The sequence below is a fragment of the Proteus hauseri genome (assembly GCF_040139125.1).
GTDB classification, from domain to species: domain Bacteria; phylum Pseudomonadota; class Gammaproteobacteria; order Enterobacterales; family Enterobacteriaceae; genus Proteus; species Proteus hauseri_B.
The window spans coordinates 239,493-257,661 of record NZ_JBEEUB010000002.1 but is presented as its reverse complement, the minus strand read 5'-3'; the positions used below and the strand labels follow the sequence as shown (position 1 = coordinate 257,661).

11 protein-coding genes are annotated in these 18,169 nt (G+C 36.4%); 5 read left to right on the top strand and 6 right to left on the bottom strand.

Translation table 11 applies throughout. The features are described from left to right. The first annotated feature begins 238 nt into the window (after positions 1 to 238). Entirely contained in the window at positions 239 to 1,432 is a 1,194-nt protein-coding gene (gene metC, locus ABN099_RS04185; protein ID WP_349462437.1) for a cystathionine beta-lyase, read from the top strand. Between the two features lie 121 nt (positions 1,433 to 1,553). Next, positions 1,554 to 2,216 (top strand): DedA family protein, encoded by a 663-nt coding sequence (locus tag ABN099_RS04180; protein WP_349462436.1) that lies wholly within the window; start codon positions 1,554 to 1,556, stop codon positions 2,214 to 2,216. Between the two features lie 107 nt (positions 2,217 to 2,323). Here ABN099_RS04180 and ABN099_RS04175 read toward each other — a convergent pair whose 3' ends face one another. Together ABN099_RS04175 and ABN099_RS04170 are read right to left on the bottom strand one after the other, a co-directional pair. Next, positions 2,324 to 2,581, bottom strand: a complete 258-nt coding sequence (locus ABN099_RS04175) for a hypothetical protein (RefSeq protein ID WP_349462435.1) — start codon at positions 2,579 to 2,581, stop codon at positions 2,324 to 2,326. Between the two features lie 369 nt (positions 2,582 to 2,950). Further along, positions 2,951 to 3,733 carry a class I SAM-dependent methyltransferase gene (locus ABN099_RS04170; protein ID WP_349462434.1) on the bottom strand — a complete coding sequence of 261 codons (783 nt, stop codon included), beginning with the start codon at positions 3,731 to 3,733 and terminating at the stop codon, positions 2,951 to 2,953. Between the two features lie 190 nt (positions 3,734 to 3,923). Here ABN099_RS04170 and ABN099_RS04165 point away from each other — a divergent pair, with 190 nt between their 5' ends. The 3 genes from ABN099_RS04165 (at position 3,924) to ABN099_RS04155 (ending at position 13,358) form a co-directional block, all read left to right on the top strand. Next, on the top strand, positions 3,924 to 5,081 hold the full coding sequence (locus tag ABN099_RS04165) for an iron-containing alcohol dehydrogenase (RefSeq protein WP_349462433.1): 1,158 nt from the start codon (positions 3,924 to 3,926) through the stop codon (positions 5,079 to 5,081). Between the two features lie 25 nt (positions 5,082 to 5,106). Further along, on the top strand, positions 5,107 to 5,937 hold the full coding sequence (gene dkgA, locus ABN099_RS04160; RefSeq protein ID WP_349462432.1) for a 2,5-didehydrogluconate reductase DkgA: 831 nt from the start codon (positions 5,107 to 5,109) through the stop codon (positions 5,935 to 5,937). Between the two features lie 302 nt (positions 5,938 to 6,239). Continuing rightward, entirely contained in the window at positions 6,240 to 13,358 is a 7,119-nt protein-coding gene (locus ABN099_RS04155; protein ID WP_349462431.1) for an Ig-like domain-containing protein, read from the top strand. A 269-nt stretch (positions 13,359 to 13,627) separates the two neighbouring features. Here ABN099_RS04155 and ABN099_RS04150 read toward each other — a convergent pair whose 3' ends face one another. The 4 genes from ABN099_RS04150 to ABN099_RS04135 all read right to left on the bottom strand — a co-directional run bounded on the left by ABN099_RS04150 (position 13,628) and on the right by ABN099_RS04135 (position 18,049). Next, positions 13,628 to 15,271 carry an ABC transporter ATP-binding protein gene (locus ABN099_RS04150; RefSeq protein ID WP_349462430.1) on the bottom strand — a complete coding sequence of 548 codons (1,644 nt, stop codon included), beginning with the start codon at positions 15,269 to 15,271 and terminating at the stop codon, positions 13,628 to 13,630. After that, a complete protein-coding gene (locus ABN099_RS04145) occupies positions 15,261 to 15,695 on the bottom strand; it encodes an ABC transporter ATP-binding protein (protein ID WP_349462429.1) in 435 nt (144 codons plus the stop codon). Before ABN099_RS04145 ends, ABN099_RS04150 begins: the two co-directional genes overlap by 11 nt. Further along, entirely contained in the window at positions 15,653 to 16,954 is a 1,302-nt protein-coding gene (locus tag ABN099_RS04140; RefSeq protein ID WP_349462428.1) for an ABC transporter ATP-binding protein, read from the bottom strand. The genes ABN099_RS04145 and ABN099_RS04140 overlap by 43 nt, the downstream gene beginning before the upstream one ends. A 201-nt stretch (positions 16,955 to 17,155) precedes the next feature. Next, positions 17,156 to 18,049 carry an AraC family transcriptional regulator gene (locus ABN099_RS04135; protein WP_349462427.1) on the bottom strand — a complete coding sequence of 298 codons (894 nt, stop codon included), beginning with the start codon at positions 18,047 to 18,049 and terminating at the stop codon, positions 17,156 to 17,158. Positions 18,050 to 18,169: the final 120 nt, after the last annotated feature.

Genomic DNA, 18,169 nt, shown 5'->3' with positions numbered 1-18,169 from the left:
ATCCTGTTTGCCATCAGGAAAGAGAAAACGCTCAAATGATATCAAACATGAAGCATTTTGATAGTAATTATCATTACTATTTGGCTATTTTTTTCCCATTTGTCGATTTTTAAGACAAACTATCGTTATTTTACGTAACGTGAAATTTTATCAACTGCCCTGATTCCCTTTTGTACTTGGTCAAAAAATACATTAACGTGAGATAAACACATCATCACATTAAAAGAGGGTATTAAGGATGACGCTAAAAAAACCAGAAACCTCACTTATTCTTGCTGGTAGAGCTAAAAAATATTCGCAATCCGCAGTAAACCCAATTATACAACGAACTTCATCAGTCATTTTTGATTCTGTTGCGCAAAAACGTGAAGCAACAAAAAATCGAGCTGAAGGCGCACTTTTTTATGGTCGTAGAGGAACAACCACCCATTTTGCATTACAAGAAGCGTTAACAGAATTAGAACAAGGTGCAGGTTGCGCACTTTTTCCTTCAGGCGCTGCTGCGATAACACAATCTATACTCGCATTTATTGAACAAGGTTCACATATCCTTGTTACTGGTTCAGCTTATGATCCTACACAAAACTTCTGTGATCAAATATTGCGTAAGTTATCAGTCTCTACCACCTATTTTGATCCTTTAATTGGCAAAGAAATTAGTCAGCTACTACGCCCTGAAACTAACATTGTTTTTCTTGAATCGCCCGGCTCTATCACAATGGAAATACAAGATTTACAAGCCATCGTGAATGCCGTTCGCCAATATAATCCCAAGATCATCATTATGATCGACAACACATGGGCTGCTGGATTATTACTTAAACCACTCACCCTTGGCGTTGATATATCCATTCAATCAGCAACCAAATATATTATTGGTCACTCTGACGGTATGCTGGGATTTGCTATTGCAAATGAACGTTGCTGGCCTCAATTGCGCGAAAATGCGTATTTACTTGGTCAGTGCTGTGATCCTGATACTGCTTATATGGCTGCTCGTGGTCTAAGAACATTAGCAGTGAGAATGAAGCAACATGAACACAGTGGCTTAGAAGTCGCTCGTTGGCTAAAACAGCATCCATTAGTCGATAATGTTTATCACCCTGCTCTTTTATCTTGTGCTGGTCATGAATATTTTCAACGCGACTTTACTGGTAGTAATGGGCTGTTTTCTTTTAGTTTAAAGAAAATTCTAAACGCTGAAGATTTTGCCCTCTTCTTAGATAATTTATCACTGTTTAAAATGGCATTTTCATGGGGAGGGTTTGAATCTTTAATTTTAGGCTATCACCCAAATGATATTAAAGCGATGCGCCAATATGAGTCTCAGCCAGAGTTTAATGGCACACTTTTTCGCATTCATATTGGATTAGAGAATGTCGATGATTTAATTGAAGATCTTGAACAAGCATTTATACGTATTTCTCATTAAATAATGAATCTTTTATTAAAAAAAAGCTATCCCTGTGGTTTCACAGGGATTAAATCAAACGAACATTTTTTTTTTGCGTTAGAATAGCGCCTATAAAGTCCTTTTTTATGCGAGTTCGCGAATGGATACATTAAAAGAGATAATCCACGCACTAATGCAACATGATTATATGGTGCTTGCTGATCCAAATGTAATGTGGGTTATCTATGTTGTTCTTTTTATTATTATCATGCTGGAAAACGGGGTTTTACCCGCCGCTTTTTTACCAGGAGACACTCTACTTGTTCTTTGTGGAGCATTAATAGCTAAAGATGTTTTACACTTTATCCCAACAATAGTTATATTGGGCACAGCGGCAAGCATAGGAAGTTGGCTTGGTTTCTTACAAGGACGCTGGTTAAGTGATACTCGAGTGGTTAAACGCTGGATGTCACAACTACCAGAACAATATCACCAGCGCGCTAATGATCTCTTTCATCGCCAAGGCTTATACGCCCTATTAATTGGTCGTTTTATTGCCTTTGTGCGAACTTTATTACCCACACTGGCGGGTTTATCTGAGCTAGAACAGCGCCGCTTTCACTTATTTAACTGGATAAGTGGATTTTTATGGGTAGGTATTATTGTTTCGTTAGGCTATATCTTAAATCAGATACCTTTTGTTCAAAAACATGAACAACTAGTCATGAATATTTTAATGATAATACCTGTCGTATTACTTACTGCGGGGCTAATTGGCTCTATTGCCATGTATTTTAAGCATCGAAAAAATAATAATAGATAATAAGCAGCAAACACAATAAATAATAAAACACGCCACTATACTTTACTGAATATTGGCGTGTTTTTTACTCTCTATTAAGTAAACTATTTTTATTGGCTTACACTCTTTTAGTACTTAATTCGACGGGCTTCTTGACGAGCATCTTGACGAGTTTGACGGCTATCTTGTCGGCAATCGTGATTACTCTTGTCATCCGTTTTAATGCAATCTCTTTTCTCATCACGAGCATTATCCCTTGCATCTTGTCTTACATCTCTTGCTTCTCTTCTTTCTCTCGCTTGCTCTGTTGCATGTACAACATTAAATATCATCGTTGATGTTAACAGTGCAGCTAACACAGATAATTTATAAAATTTGCTAATCATTTTAATTAACCTTTAAAATATTTAAGATAGAGTAAAATTCTATTTAAAAAATTTTATTGGCTCAATAAAACTTAATAATTAGCACATTTAAAGCTAAAAATGGTTATTTCAATAAGATAATGGCTATTTAGGTTAAAATAAAAAACTTGTTTAATAAATAAAATGCCTCAAATAGACAAGATTATTATTAAGATAAGGTAATCATTTTTGAAGATAGAATAAAAAATACGCCATTATTTTATAAATCATAATGGCGTATTTCAGTTATTTAACACACTAACAAAAGTTCAGTTGTTCATTGTCTTATCTCCTATCAAATTAATATCTTGTTAAATATCCATTTATATTAATCACTATCATACTGTCACCTTAACCCTTAATTGCTTTTGAAGCTAAGAATGTAGGGATATAACTATCCACTAAAAAACGAGCATGAGGTGCAAAATCTTCAACAAAATCTTGTAATAAGAAACCGGCAGTTAATTGCCCACCAATTAAGTCTGTTAAAGAGTGACCAAATACTAAACCGTCCCCTGCGGCAATTTTTGCTTGCAGAACATCTGATGGCAATGAGCGTTGATCACTATAAGGTAAGCGATAAGTTGGTCGCATTAACCCTTGGGCTCGTAATTGTGGATCTCGGTCATCAACAAACACGACAGGGTTATAAAAGCTTGCCATTAATACGCCACCTTTTTTTAATACGCGGTAGCACTCTTGCCAAACAGGGTTTACATCTGGCACATACAAATTAGAAATAGGATGAAATACAATATCAAAGCACTCATCAGTAAAATTACTTAAATCTGCCATATCTCCTTGTGCTGTGACCAAATTTAATTGATGTTTCTCTGCTAATTGTCTGTCTTTACTTAATTGTCCTTCTGATAAATCAAACACCGTTACTTGAGCACCAGCAGCCGCTAGAATAGGCCCTTGTTGCCCACCAGCAGAAGCTAAACAGAGTATTTTTTTGCCTTTAATATCGGCTAACCACTGAGATTTTACCGGCGTTGGCGTGAGATATACTTTCCAATCGCCTTTTTTTGCGGCAATTATCTCTTTATCACTGACAGGTTTAGACCACTGATTTTCTACCGCAGCTTGATTATCCCAATGTGTTTGATTTAATTTTAAATAATGATTTTCCATATCTCTCCGATAAATTAAAAATAACTTATACATAGTATTGTGATTATTATTGAGAGAAAATAGCAACACTCCCATTTTCACAATTTTATAGTTATAGTTTTGTCACTATTATCCGTCTATATACAGAGAAAAGCTTTTTACTTATTTATTGTCATACCACACTACACCAAAAAACAAGGTGGAAACTATAATGCATAACTTTACTTATTACTCGCCAACACGTATTCACTTCGGTCGAGGACAAATAGAAAAACTTCATTCTGAAATCGCAAAAAACGAAAGAATTTTACTCACTTATGGTGGCGGTAGTATTAAACGTAATGGCGTGCTTGACCAAGTTTATACCGCACTACCCGGTTATCAGATTCATGAATTTGGTGGTATTGAGCCAAACCCTTCCTATGAAACGTTAATGAAAGCCGTTTCATATGCGCGTTATCATGGCATTACACATTTATTAGCGGTTGGTGGCGGTTCTGTTATTGATGGGACTAAATTTATTGCTGCCGCAGTGCCTTATCAAGGTGAACCTTGGGAAATCGTCACTAGCCGTGGAAAAGTCGTCGAAAAAGCGCTGCCATTAAGTTGTGTATTAACACTGCCAGCAACAGGTTCTGAAACCAATAGCTTCTCTGTCATTAGTAAAAAACAGACCATGGATAAACAGAGCTTTGCCAGCCCTTATGTCTACCCACATTGCGCAATCTTAGATCCTAGTGCCACATTTTCATTGCCACCAAGACAAACCGCCAATGGTGTCGTTGATGCTTTTATTCATATATTAGAGCAATATCTCACATATCCGGTGAATGCTCGTGTACAAGATGAATATGCGCAAGGTCTTTTACGAATTTTGATCGAAGAAGGTCCTAAAGCGTTGGTGTCACCAACTGACTATGATATTCGTGCTAATATAATGTGGACAGCATCACAAGCGCTTAATGGCATCCTTGGTGTAGGTGTTCCTCAAGATTGGGCAACCCATGCATTAGGACATGAACTTACCGCGTTACATGGTCTTGATCATGCTCAGACTCTCGCCATTGTGTTACCTGCCTTACTTAATGAAAAACGGCAGGCGAAATATGACAAGCTTATCCAATATGCACAACAAGTCTGGGGTATTCACCAAGGCTCTGACGCGTTTAAAATTGAAACTGCAATTAACCAAACTCGGAAATTTTTTGAGGTTATGGGACTTAGAACTCGACTGTCTGATTTTAAAATCAGTGAAGCTGATATCCCAGCCTTAGTGCGAAAACTGCAAGAACATGGTCAAACCGCACTAGGCGAGCATCAAGATATCACGCTAGAAGTCAGTCAACGCATCTATACCGCGGCGCTCTAAGTACTTTAAGTGACTGGAGGCATTAATGGATAAACCTAAATTGATTCAATTATCTGATGGAAAAACCATCCCACAACTCGGGTTAGGTGTTTGGAAAGCCGATAATAATCAAGTTATTAAAGCAATTCACCATGCATTAGATACTGGTTATCGTCTGTTTGATACGGCTGCGATTTATCACAATGAAGAGGGTGTGGGTAAAGCGCTAAAACAAACTACAGTGCCTCGTGATGAGCTTTATATCACCACAAAACTGTGGAATAACGATCAAACGCATGCACGTGGCGCGGTATTAGAAAGCCTCCAGCGCTTACAACTGGATTATATCGACCTTTATTTAATGCACTGGCCTGCACCTTCTCGTGATCTGTATGTTGAAGCATGGAAGCAGATGATCATCTTACAAAAAGAAGGCCTGGTTAAAAGTATTGGGGTTTGTAATTTCCAGCCAGAACATCTGGAACGGATTATTACTGAAACGGGCGTTACACCCGTTATTAACCAAATCGAAGTCCACCCATTAATGCAACAAGGTCAACTACGTGCTTGGAATACAACGCACAAAATTGTGACTGAATCTTGGAGCCCACTGGCACAAGGTGGAGAAGGCGTATTTGGTCAGCCAATTATTCAAGAACTGGCTAAAAAATATAATAAATCACCCGCACAAATTGTATTACGCTGGCATGTAGATAGCGGATTAGTGGTTATTCCAAAATCAGTCACTCCGGCAAGAATTGAAGAGAATTTCCATATTTTTGATTTCAAACTTGAAAAAGAAGAAGTCACGGCAATCACAACACTTGATCAGAAAAAACGTTTAGGTCCTGATCCTGACATATTTGTTGATATATAGCTGTTAATATATCGCTATTAATATATAGTTTTTTATATAGTTATTGATATGTAATTTTACTTAATACTAAAAGCCAATGTAATTCTTTGCATTGGCTTTTTTCAATAAATTCTTATCTAACCTAATTATTGTTTTTTTCTAATTACGACTTATTTATTTTTATTTTGTTTTATCTTTTTTATATTTTTGATCTTGATTTTTTAGATATCTAAAAACTAATGAATTCAAGTTCAGTTTTTGATATCGAAAACTTATATAAGTAAGAGAATCTCATCATTATTTATTTGCGATGAGCTTTTAAAATGACAATACCGAAATATGGGCTAACACCACAGCTATCTGCAATAGCTAAAAAAGTAGCATGGATAAATATCTTTATTCAATTTGCTTTTCCTATCTCAGCCACAATACCTGCTAATGTATTTGCTAAAGAAAATACACAGGAAAATCAATTTATTAATAAACCAATCAATAGGAACTACTATCAAGTTCAAAAAGGTGATACACCTGAATCGATAGCTAAAAACTTTAATATTAAATTATCAAAACTAATTGAAGCCAACCCTGACTATGTCTCTTTAGTTGGCAAATTAAAAATTAAAGAAGGGATTACCCTTAATATTCCTAAAGCTATTTCTCATCGTGGTAAATGGCTAAATTCTAATGAAAAAGAGTTACCTGAAATTTCTGCTGATGGTGAAAAATTAGCACAACTGGTTGTTAATAATGCTTCTTTATTAAATAAAGACACTGATGCAACACAGTATGCAATTAGCCAACTTACCAGCAAAGCCAACACTGAAATAGAACAATGGTTGAGCCAATTTGGTCATGCAAGAGTTTCGCTTTCAACAGATAAAAACTTCACATTAGAGAGCAGTTCCGCTGATCTGTTAATTCCATTATATGATCAAGAGAAAAATTTAGTTTTCTCGCAAACCAGTTATCACCGTCAAGATTCTCGTAGCCAATTAAATCAAGGTATTGGTTATCGCTATTTTACGGATCGTTTTATGCTCGGTGTTAACGCTTTTTATGATTATGATTTAAGTCGCTACCACAGTCGATTTGGTCTTGGTGCTGAAGTCTGGCGCGACTATTTTAAATTGAGTGCAAACCACTATCATCGACTATCAAATTGGCGTACATCTGACGATGTAATGGATTATAACGAACGTCCTGCAAATGGTTGGGATATACGAACTGAAGGTTATTTACCGGTTTATCCCCAATTAGGGGCTAAATTAATTTTCGAACAATATTATGGTGATGAAGTGGGTCTATTTGGCAAAGATAATCGCCAAAAAAATCCTCACGCCTATACCGCAGGGTTAACTTATACCCCCGTGCCATTAATTACTTTTGGTGCAGAGCGTCGATTTGGCTTACATGATAACAGTGATAGTAAATTAGATGTCAGCGTACAATATCGCTTAGGTGAATCACTCTCTTCACAATTAAATCCTGATAATGTTCGTGCTATGCGCTTAATGTCAGGTAGTCGTTATGATTTTGTCGATAGAAATAATGACATCGTCTTAGAGTATAAAAAGAAAACTTTAGTCTTTCTTTCTATCGCCCCTTCTATTATGGGTTATGCCAAAGAGGAGAAAGATTTAGCGGTTCAAGTTCGTTCTAAATATCCTGTAAAACAGATTGAATGGTCAGCAAGTTCTTTGATAGCAAATGGCGGTAAAATTAATCACAATGGCGCGTTTAATTATTCCGTTACGCTTCCTCGCCATATTTCTGGTGCTAACCAAAAAAACAGTTATATCATTAGTGCGGTTGCGATAGATGAACAAGGAAATCGTTCTGATCCGGTTCAAAGCAAAATTGTTGTCGATCAATCCGCCATTAATACAACCAACAGCCAATTTACACCAACCCAATCTCAATTACCGGCTGATGGGCATTCCACGCAAATATTGACCTTATCCGTATTAGATAATGATAATCTGCCTGTTGATATTAACTTGCAAGAGTTGTCATTAGAAACACAGTTAGGTCGCCAAGCAGGGAATAGTAAAGTTTCGCCATTTACACGTATTGATGCGGGTAAATATCAAGCGACAGTCACTGCTGGCAGTGTCACTGAGAAACTGATTTTAACGCCTAAATTCCGCGATAATACCTTTAACCAAGCAGAAATTAATTTTGTTGCAGATAATATTACAGCACATATAGCTAAGGGTAACCTGACTGTTATTAAAGATAATTCATTTGCTGATGGTAAAAGTGAAAATAAAATCAAAATTATTGTTACGGATTTAAATAACAACCCCGTTGCCAACTATCCAATTACACTTTCTGCTGATAATGGCGCCAATATTATCGATTCAACTCATACATCGCTAATGGGTGATGTGGTTATTCCTATTACAAACACCCATACTGGAATGACACATATCACGGTGACAGTAAAAGATGTTGATTACGCAATTAATGTTAACTTTATTGCGGATGAAGAGAGTGCTTATATTCCTAATGACTATTTAATCATTACGCCCAATATCTCATTAGCAGATAATATTTCAGAAAAAGTTATTAACCTTACTGTTATTGATAAGAACAAAAACCCTGTTCCAAATACCAAGGTAACTTTACGTGTAAATAATCAAGCTCAAATTAAAGATGCGGAGGTAATTACAGATAAAGACGGTAAAGCCAGTACTACAATGGTCAGTAAAATCGCTGGAGATGTAACAGTAAAAGCAGAAGTTATCACCAGCCATAAAGTTACTGAGGCGACATCTACTTTTATCAGCGATATTTCTGATGGCAAGATTATTTCAGTTACACCATCAGCCCCACCTTATATTGCAGATGGAAAAACAGAGGTCACCTTTACTGCTGAAGTAAAAGATAACTTTGGTAATCCACTGCCTAATGCCAATATTCTCTGGTCAACCGATCGTGACAAAAATATCGCTCATATCACGGCGGTTTCAGTCACTGATAAACAAGGGATAACTCATGCCCAATTAACCAGTACACAAGCATTACAAGTTACAGTAACCGCAACCACCAATAACAACTCTTTATCAGCAACACCCATTACGTTTATTGCCGATAATCAGCAAGGTTTAATTAAATCATTAACTGTCGATAAAACACAAATTGTTGCCGATGCTCAAGAAAAAGCATCATTAACCGCTATTGTTGAAGATAAATTTGGTAATAAACTTCCTAATGTCGCAATAGAGTGGCAAACCAGTAGTGGATCAATGCTTGATAAACAGCAAACCACAACTGATGTTCAGGGCAAAACCGTTAATCAAATTAGTGCTAATAAAGCTGGATTAACAACCATTACCGCTAAATTAGCAAATGGAGAACAAGCTCAAATAACATTAATGGCAATTGCTGATCCAAATAGTGCCGTTATTACATTGAAGACGCTGAATAATAAAACCAGTGCCATAGCCGATAATAGCGATACCGTTACTGTTGTTGCCGTGATCACGGATGCAAATAGCAATCCATTAGCTCAACACCCGGTTTTCTGGCAATCCACACACAATACATTAAGTAAAGCATTAACCAATACCAATGATAAAGGTGAAACCCAAGTTGATATAAAGGGTACTCAAGCCATTTTAACTACGGTAACGGCGAACTTACTGAATAAACAACAAGCTTCAAAAGATATTACTTTTACCCCAGATCAAGCTAGCGCTCAGCACAGCCATCTAACGTTAGATCCACAATCTATTATTGCTGATGGTAAAACATTCTCGGTTGCTACCATTTTATTAAACGATAAATTTGATAACCCAGTTCCTAAGCAAGACAAAAAAATAGCCTTAAAAGGTGATAACTCAACCATTACATTTAGTGCAATAAAAGAAATTTCACCGGGTGTTTACCAAGCGAATATCAGTGGTCAAAAAGAAGGGATAAGCACTATTTCTGCCACATATCAGGGAATATCTCTTACTCAGCCATTAGGTTTTATCGCTGATAAACAAAATGCAAGGATCCAATCCGTTACCGTTGTTCCACCTAATACAGCAATAGCAAACGGTAGTGACAAAGTGACTATTCATGCAAAAATTACTGATACTCAAGGTAATACCGGCATGGAAGGTATCAATGTTGGTTGGATAACCACTTTAGGTACGTTATCACCCATCAGTAAAACAGACAGCACAGGTGTTGCAGAAATAACGCTCTCAAGCACGCAAGCGGGTACTGCTCAAGTGACGGCAATGCTTGATAGTACACAGTTCCAAAATGCAGATAACACCATCACCTTTACACCAGATGTTATTTCAGCGGATAACTCTACGTTAGCTCTTTCACCAACTACAATTACGGCAGGTGATGGAACACATTCCTATGATAAATCAGATATTGTTATCACATTAAAGGATAAACAAGATAACTTATTGACTGGACTAAAGGATGAAATTAACGCGAAATACTCTGTTAACCTCAACCTTACAACAAGTGCATTTAAAGAGGTAAAAGATGGCGTTTACCAAGCAACGCTTTATGCCAAAAAAGCAGGTAATACTACGGTTAGTGCACAGGTAAAAGGCGTTACTTTAACGCAAAATGCTTCGCTTACTGTTATTGCAGATAACCTAAGTGCTAAGGTTGATCACTTTGATATTAGTGATACAGCACCTAAAGCAGGCGATACCATCACCTATACGGCTTACTTAATTGATAATTATGATAATCCTGTCAGTAGTGGTGTGCCTGTTACTTGGACATCAGACAATGTCAGTGTATTAGCTAACGCCTTAACATTTACTGATGATAAAGGTGCAACGCAAACTCAATTAACCAGAGGTCCTGCTGGTTTAGCAAAAGTAAGTGTGGTTTTAAAATCAGGAACCTACCCTGCTAATGACGTTAATTTTGTTGCGAGTGATGTGGATGAAAACAGCTCTGAATTAACGCTGTTACCCGCAACCATTATTGCTAATGGTAAAGATAAAGCGCTCCTCACCTTATTAATCAAAGATAAAGGCGGAAATATTCTACCGGATCAAACCGTTAAAGGCGTTTCTAATAATTCAACCATTGTATTTGGAACTGCTAAACAGGTTTCACCAGGTAAATATGAAATAGACGTAACGGGTACCAAATCGGGTACTGCCGATATTAGTGTTAGCGTTAATGACACTCCATTTAAGAAGCAACTGCCATTACAACTTAAAGCGGATGCTTCAACATGGAAAATAAAAGATACCAGTGTCAGTAACACGACAATAATTGCAGGTGATACCAACGGAGTAACCTATCAGGCAACAGTGGTTGATGCTAATGACAATATTTTACCTAATGTTATTGTGTCGTGGAAGTTGCGTGGATTAGCTGATGATTATGATTTTAGTACCTACACTGATGCTCAAGGTATTGCTAAAACAAAAGTCACTAGCCATGTTGCCGGCATTTTACAAATGAGTGCTTATTTAGACTTAAATAACCATAAACCTATTGATGATGTAACAGTACAACCTGCTGCTATTGATGCCGACAAATCTAGCTTAAGCAGTAATCGCCAATCTATTAAAGGGGATAATCAAGATAGCGCGACACTTACCGTAAAATTAGTCGATAAATATGATAATGCGATAGCAGGTAAAAAAGTAACACTTTCAGCAACAACGAAAGTCACTTATTCCAAAGATCCATTAGCAGATATTGGTAAAGGGGAATATCAAACTGATGTTGCATCAAATATTCAAGGTGATGTCACCTTTACGGCAAAAGCAGAAAGTACCTCGTTAACAAATTCATTAACGATTAATGTTACAGCACCAAAACCTATCATTGTGTTTGATGAAAAACTACAACAGGAAGTTTATTCATCAACGCCGGTTGATGCCCTTGGTTATACAGGATTGCCCTCTAACCTTAAAACAATGTGGTCAAGTTCAGAACCTACGGTAGCGACTATTGATGCTTACACAGGGAAAATCACTCTATTAAAAGCGGGTAAATCATTGATTACCTTACAAACAACAGGTGATGACCATTTTTTACCAGCAGAAAATAGTTATCCACTGCTAGTTGAGAAAGCAGATCCCGGATTATCAGTAAAAGATCCACAAATAAACTCAACTTGGGATGATGGTATTACCCAACAAATTAGCGCTACGTTTAGTAACAGTGATAGTGCAAAAAATCCACCACCATTACAATTTAGCAGTGCGAATAAATCTATATTAACCGTTGATAATCAAGGGAGTATAACTGCAGTAAAACCCGGTGATACCACCATTAATGTGACTTCTGATGCAACTGATCAATTTAAAGTAGCAACAACTACGGTAAATTATCATCAAGAAAAAGGGGTACTTAATTATACCTTTAAACTTAAGACAGTCTTTTTATCCGATAGCGATACTGATGATGGTCCAATACCTGCTCAAGAGACAGAAGCTCCTGTTCCTAGCCAAGCACAAGCAACATGGAGTAGTGATAATCCACAATTTGTCACTGTTACACCAGAGGGTATGATTACTTATTTAAGTGATGGTAGTAGCTACTTAACGCTCGCAGTAAAAAATAATGCCTATTATCAAGATTATAGTGAACGCTATGAAGTTAGCGTAAGAAAAACACCTAAGATTAAGATTGATCAAATTGAATTTACTTCAATGGGTGATAAACAAAGTGAAACAAATCTTAGTAATATAAATTGGCATCCTCTATATGTAACAGATAATAGTTTTACCGTTAAATGGAGCAAAGTAGATGAATTACCATTGGCTATCGATTTTGTATTAACAGATAGTAGTGGAAAGGAAATAGACACAGTTCGGAGACATAATTATGTAGCTGGAGGAAACCCTGATGACAATAATATAAGTGACCCTGTTATATTTAATAATGTTCCCAAAATTTATTTGACTAATAATAAATTAACATTAGAAGTCAAAGTTTTTGATGGTAATAATAAATCCGCCTCTAAATTTTATACTATTAATACTTCAGAAATAGATGCAACCGATGCAATAAGCCTAATGAGCATTCGTAAAAATTCAATATACTTTGACACTCATAATGGCTCAAATACATATAAAAGCTGTGAAGCTCCTGGAGAAAATAGACCAACGCATTTATTTATACAAGTAGATGTCTTACGTAAAAAGAATGATACAGCATTGCTCTATCCTATAGATATAAAGGCACAAATTAAAAATGTCGTGCTTGAAAATAGTGTAGCTGTAGCAGGTGATATTCGTAGCAATGTCGATTATCCAGGAATTAAGCAATTTTATCAAAATGTAAACGAGGATATTACATTTTATGAAACATCTTCTAAATACGCTATTGATACGGAATGTAAATACAATGACTCGGGTAAAGGCGATATAATTATTACTCTTACTATAAACGGAAAATCAACTCAGATAAAAAATAGCTTTATTTGGAGTGGTGTGGCAAATGTTACACCATAAATTCATTATCAACCGATAATAAAACACCCATTCAATATTAAATATTGGATGGGTGTTTTCTTTATATTTAATTATTGAAATTTAAATCACTTTATATTTTTTGAGAACTCATATTTATCATCATCACCAATAATATACAAAAAGCAATTATTACTGCCAAGTAAAACAATAATAAGGCACTCTATTGCCTTAATTTATCGCTTAAAATCATCGTACCTACAATTGATGAGAATTTTTGTATCTCATTGATGTGAGACAACCCAGCAATTTTAATGACAAAATTGAGCAAACCATACTGATGATGACAATAATTCTGTCGGTGTTCCCTGCTCAACCACCTCTCCTTCATCTAAAACAATTATATAATCAGCACATTTAGCAAGTTCAGGATTATGGGTGATAACAACACGGGTACAATTTAGTTGTTGTAAATAATCTGCTGTTTTTTCAGCGCTAACTGCATCAAGATTAGCGGTGGGTTCATCTAAAAAAAGTATTTCGGGTTTTGCCAATAATGAACGCGCTAAACATAACCGCTGTTTTTGTCCACCAGAAAAATGGTCTCCTTGATTTCCTACATCATTATCAAGATCAGACACCGTTAAGGTTAAATTTAACGTTAAAAGTAGCTGCAAAATTTCATTATCCGAAATCGTAGAAAACTCATTTTGTAATAACGACCAACGCAATGAACCTTTCAATAACGAGTTATTTTGAAAAACCACTTGCCTTATTTTTGCTAATACCGATTCAGAAAGCGCGGTAACCGCTTTATCGCCATAATAGATTTTCCCATTATCAGTATCAATGAGTCGTGAAAGTAAGCGTAATAATGTGGTTTTACCTGCACCAGATGCCCCCACAATAGCCGTCATTTTCTTATCAGGGCATTGAAGTGAAATATTAGAGAGAATGGTTTTTCCTGCACTATTATAAAAACTCAGTGCTTGGCAACGGATCTCGCTACTACTTGGTGATTCACTCTGCTTAGGACTAATCAAGGTGTGAGTTTTTAATACATCTTCAATTTGCTTTAACGCTTGTTTGCTTTGGCGTAATGCTTGGTCGATATGAGAAAGCTGATAAAGCGGTTCAATAAATCGCGCTATTAATACCACTATCGCTAACCATCCCGTTAAACTTAGCCCATTGCTATTGATACTCCAGACACCACCAACTAAAACAATAATAAAAATGGTTTGAATACAGAGAGAAAAAGCAATGTGATAAGGCAAACTACGCTGCAATAGACTCACCTGCTCGGTATGTTGTATCTGTAAATCTTGCTGTAATTGCTGTGAAAACTGACTATTGCGTTCACTTTTGCGTAATAGTGCTTGGTATTGAGCAAAATCAGATAACGTTTTTGCGGCAACACTATCTGCCTTTTGCAAGCGACCTTCTTGTTTATACAGCCCTTTTGCACTTATTCGTATCACAATAATTAATAACAGTGCGGCGGCAATAAAAACCATTGCTGTCGTCATATCGTAAAAAAATAGCCCAACAATCACAGTAAGTGGTGTTATTACTGTGCTGATTATGGGTGCTAATAAATGAGCCGGAATACTCATGGCACTCATTGCCGCACCAGAACAGAGTGTTTCTGCTTGTACTGGCGGAGCTAGACTTCTAGGCAGGTGTTTAATTAGCGCTTGAACTAATATTTTCATCACGCTACTCCCCGCTAAAAATCCTTTCAGTGTTGCGATATATTGAAAGAGCAGTGTTACCAACGTTAACCCAGCCAACATCCATAAATATTGGCTAACACCTTCATGCCAATAAACAATAATAGGCAGTAAGAGCAAGCCACATAAACCTTCAAGAATGGCACTAATCACCATAAAAAACAGGGTGTATTTTAAGGTGAAAAGTAATGACATTGAGGGATTAGAAGGATTAGTCTTCATCTTGCTCTCCTTGGTTTTGCACAAAATCATGATAGGCAGAACAATGAGTTAGTAGCTCATTATGATTTCCTATCGCAATTAACTTACCTTTAGCCATAAACATAACTCTATTAGCTTGTTGGGCTAACAATAACGAGTGAGTCACAACAATACGTGTCATGGTCTTATTTTTTATGGCATTAAAAATCCTTTGCGCATTATTAGGATCAAGTGCTGAAGAGGGTTCATCAGCTAATAACAGCGGACTATTGGCAATAAAAGCCCGAGCAATAGCAAGGCGTTGAGCTTCACCACCAGATAATGAAATTTCATCACCAATAACCGTTGATAAACCTTGAGGTAAATGAGCCACCACTTCAGAGAAATTAGTTTCACCTATCGCTAATTGAAGCTGCTGCTCGCTACAATTTGGATTAAATAACAATAAGTTATCGCGAATAGAATAAGGTAATGCACACTGTTTTGCATAACAACAGTGGTTATTTGATTTAATGCAGTGCGTGAATAACGATGAATAGGACAATCTTCAATAAATATTTCACCTGACGTTGAGTCCATAAACCGAGCAATTAGCTGTAATAACGAGCTTTTTCCTGCACCAGAAGGACCAACAATAGCAATAAACTCACCTTTTTTAATCTCAAAGCTGATATTACTTAGGATATTTTTATCACCATAATTAAGTGATAGTGACTGTGCTTTTAATGAGATTGCTTTAGGAAAATGTTCAACAGAAACATCGCCATAATGCATCTCTTTCTCTTGCAATAGTTGATGTATACGTTGAGATGCTTTTTTAGCTGCACGTAATGCATCACCACCATGTCCCATCGCCATAACAGGTTCGGCAATACGTCTTAGTAATAAGATAAATAGCAATAAATCAGCTAAAGGTAATGCCTGACTTAAAAATAGTGCTCCTAATAACAACCATCCTGTTAATAATGTTGCACTTAATAAAAGCTGAGTGAGCGTACCTAATAATCCCACTCTTTTTACCCAATTTTGAAAGTGGTAAACAAAATTAAGCAGCGACTTTTCAGTTTTATCGATAATACCAGTCTGAGGATATTGTCGAGCCACTAACGGATTTTCAGCTAGTATTTGATAATCTTCAAACAGTGTTTTCATTGCGCTATCACGTTGCTCACAATAAGTCTGATAACGAGAAGATTGTGTTTGTTTAAAGCAGAAATAAGCAACAATAAGGGGAATAAGTGAAAAAATCAGCAAAGAGAGATTAATAGAACCCAATATGATAATAGCAATAACAGGAACGACTATTATTTGCACCACATCAGCAGGTGCATGAGCAATTAATTGGTGTAGTGCTTTGATATCTCGTTGTACATATTGATTAACCCCATTTTTACCTTGGCTTACAAACCAATTCAACGGTAATTTTTGCATTTTTTCTGATAACGCTAACCGTAATTGATAAGTTAAACGAGCATCCATTAAATGCGTTAAATGAAAAGCTAACGTTTGTGATATCAGCCAACTAATACCACTTAATATAGCAACCGTTAGCCATAGGTTATTTTCATTAGGGAAAGTAAGGGTTAACTGATATAGCGCTAACCAAGGAACTAAAGAACAGAAGCCAGCAATCACTTGTAGTAATAGTGCACTCACTAAAAGAGTGCGAAAAGGTCGTAATAACGTCCATAATTCATTATGCATAATAGTCTCCACAACACACGGTGGCACTATAACTAAAAGTTTTTTTTGCCTCTAGCAACAAGGCTTTAGATTGGGCGACTATTTCTTTCGATTTAGAAGCAATTTGATTATTTATTAATCACAAGAGAAATTGTGCTATTTAATACAGAGTGAAAAGAAGAGAAAACAGCGATACAAGCGTTATTATCCTAGCAAAATCGATTATGGAGTAAAGTGCCCTTTTCTTATATCGCCCGGTAATATGCCAAAACGTTTACGAAATGCCACTGAAAAATGCGCCGGTGTATAACCCACAAAATAAGCAACGCTAGAGATAGATCCCCCTTCATTTAGCAACATATTATATGCGGTTTGTAAGCGATATTCTTGTAGCCAACCATAAACAGAGTTACCAAATAATTGACGAAAGCCTTGGGTAAGTTTTCGTGTATTTAATCCCACACGAGTCGCTAATATCTCAAGCTTCGGCGGTGTTTCCATTTCAGCAATTAAAATCTCTTTCGCCAGTTTTAAGCTGTTCTTTTCACGCTGGCTTAATGGTCGATTGGCTGGCTCTTGTGCATGACATAAATATTGCAAACTTAATGAAGCAAATTCGCACGCTTTGCCAGAGTAATAAAGTGGTTTTAAAGAGTCGTGAACCGGATTTTGGAATAACTGCATGGTTAAAGCCAAAAAAATGTTATCCATAGTCAGATGATGCAACATTAGTGATTGATTTTGTTTCAGTATTGGAGGTAATAAAATATGTTGTTGCTCAAGCCACTGAGATGATAATTGCAATAGTGTGTATCTTAGAGGATCGCCAGATTTAAATTGATTCAATAAAGAATAACGCTCAACACTATTAGCAATAAAAATACTCGGTGTAACTATCTCTATTTTCTGCCCATTGACACTTTCACTAATCACACTTCCGCTATGAACAGCCACTAAATTGAAACCGGCTTGATAAGTCTCTTCAATATGTAGATCTTCTGTGGTTTCTAATACACCTTGGCGTAATAATATTTGGTCTTGGAAACGATATTCTTCAACCTGCTGATGCTTAGGTTGATAACCAATATATGAATAGAATGAAGAGTGTTGAGGCATAATAGAAAGATATCAGTAGAGTAAATAATCATCTATGTTGGCAAAAAACAGTCTAAATAGCAATAATTATCATTTTCATATCAATAATTACGCTATTTATTAGACAGGGTGCTTGTACCA

Bases quoted from the DNA above. Each gene is read 5' to 3' on its own strand.
- metC (WP_349462437.1), top strand. From the start codon at position 239: ATGACGCTAAAAAAACCAGAAACCTCACTTATTCTTGCTGGTAGAGCT.
- ABN099_RS04180 (WP_349462436.1), top strand. From the start codon at position 1,554: ATGGATACATTAAAAGAGATAATCCACGCACTAATGCAACATGATTAT.
- ABN099_RS04175 (WP_349462435.1), bottom strand. From the start codon at position 2,581: ATGATTAGCAAATTTTATAAATTATCTGTGTTAGCTGCACTGTTAACA.
- ABN099_RS04170 (WP_349462434.1), bottom strand. From the start codon at position 3,733: ATGGAAAATCATTATTTAAAATTAAATCAAACACATTGGGATAATCAA.
- ABN099_RS04165 (WP_349462433.1), top strand. From the start codon at position 3,924: ATGCATAACTTTACTTATTACTCGCCAACACGTATTCACTTCGGTCGA.
- dkgA (WP_349462432.1), top strand. From the start codon at position 5,107: ATGGATAAACCTAAATTGATTCAATTATCTGATGGAAAAACCATCCCA.
- ABN099_RS04155 (WP_349462431.1), top strand. From the start codon at position 6,240: ATGACAATACCGAAATATGGGCTAACACCACAGCTATCTGCAATAGCT.
- ABN099_RS04150 (WP_349462430.1), bottom strand. From the start codon at position 15,271: ATGAAGACTAATCCTTCTAATCCCTCAATGTCATTACTTTTCACCTTA.
- ABN099_RS04140 (WP_349462428.1), bottom strand. From the start codon at position 16,954: ATGCATAATGAATTATGGACGTTATTACGACCTTTTCGCACTCTTTTA.
- ABN099_RS04135 (WP_349462427.1), bottom strand. From the start codon at position 18,049: ATGCCTCAACACTCTTCATTCTATTCATATATTGGTTATCAACCTAAG.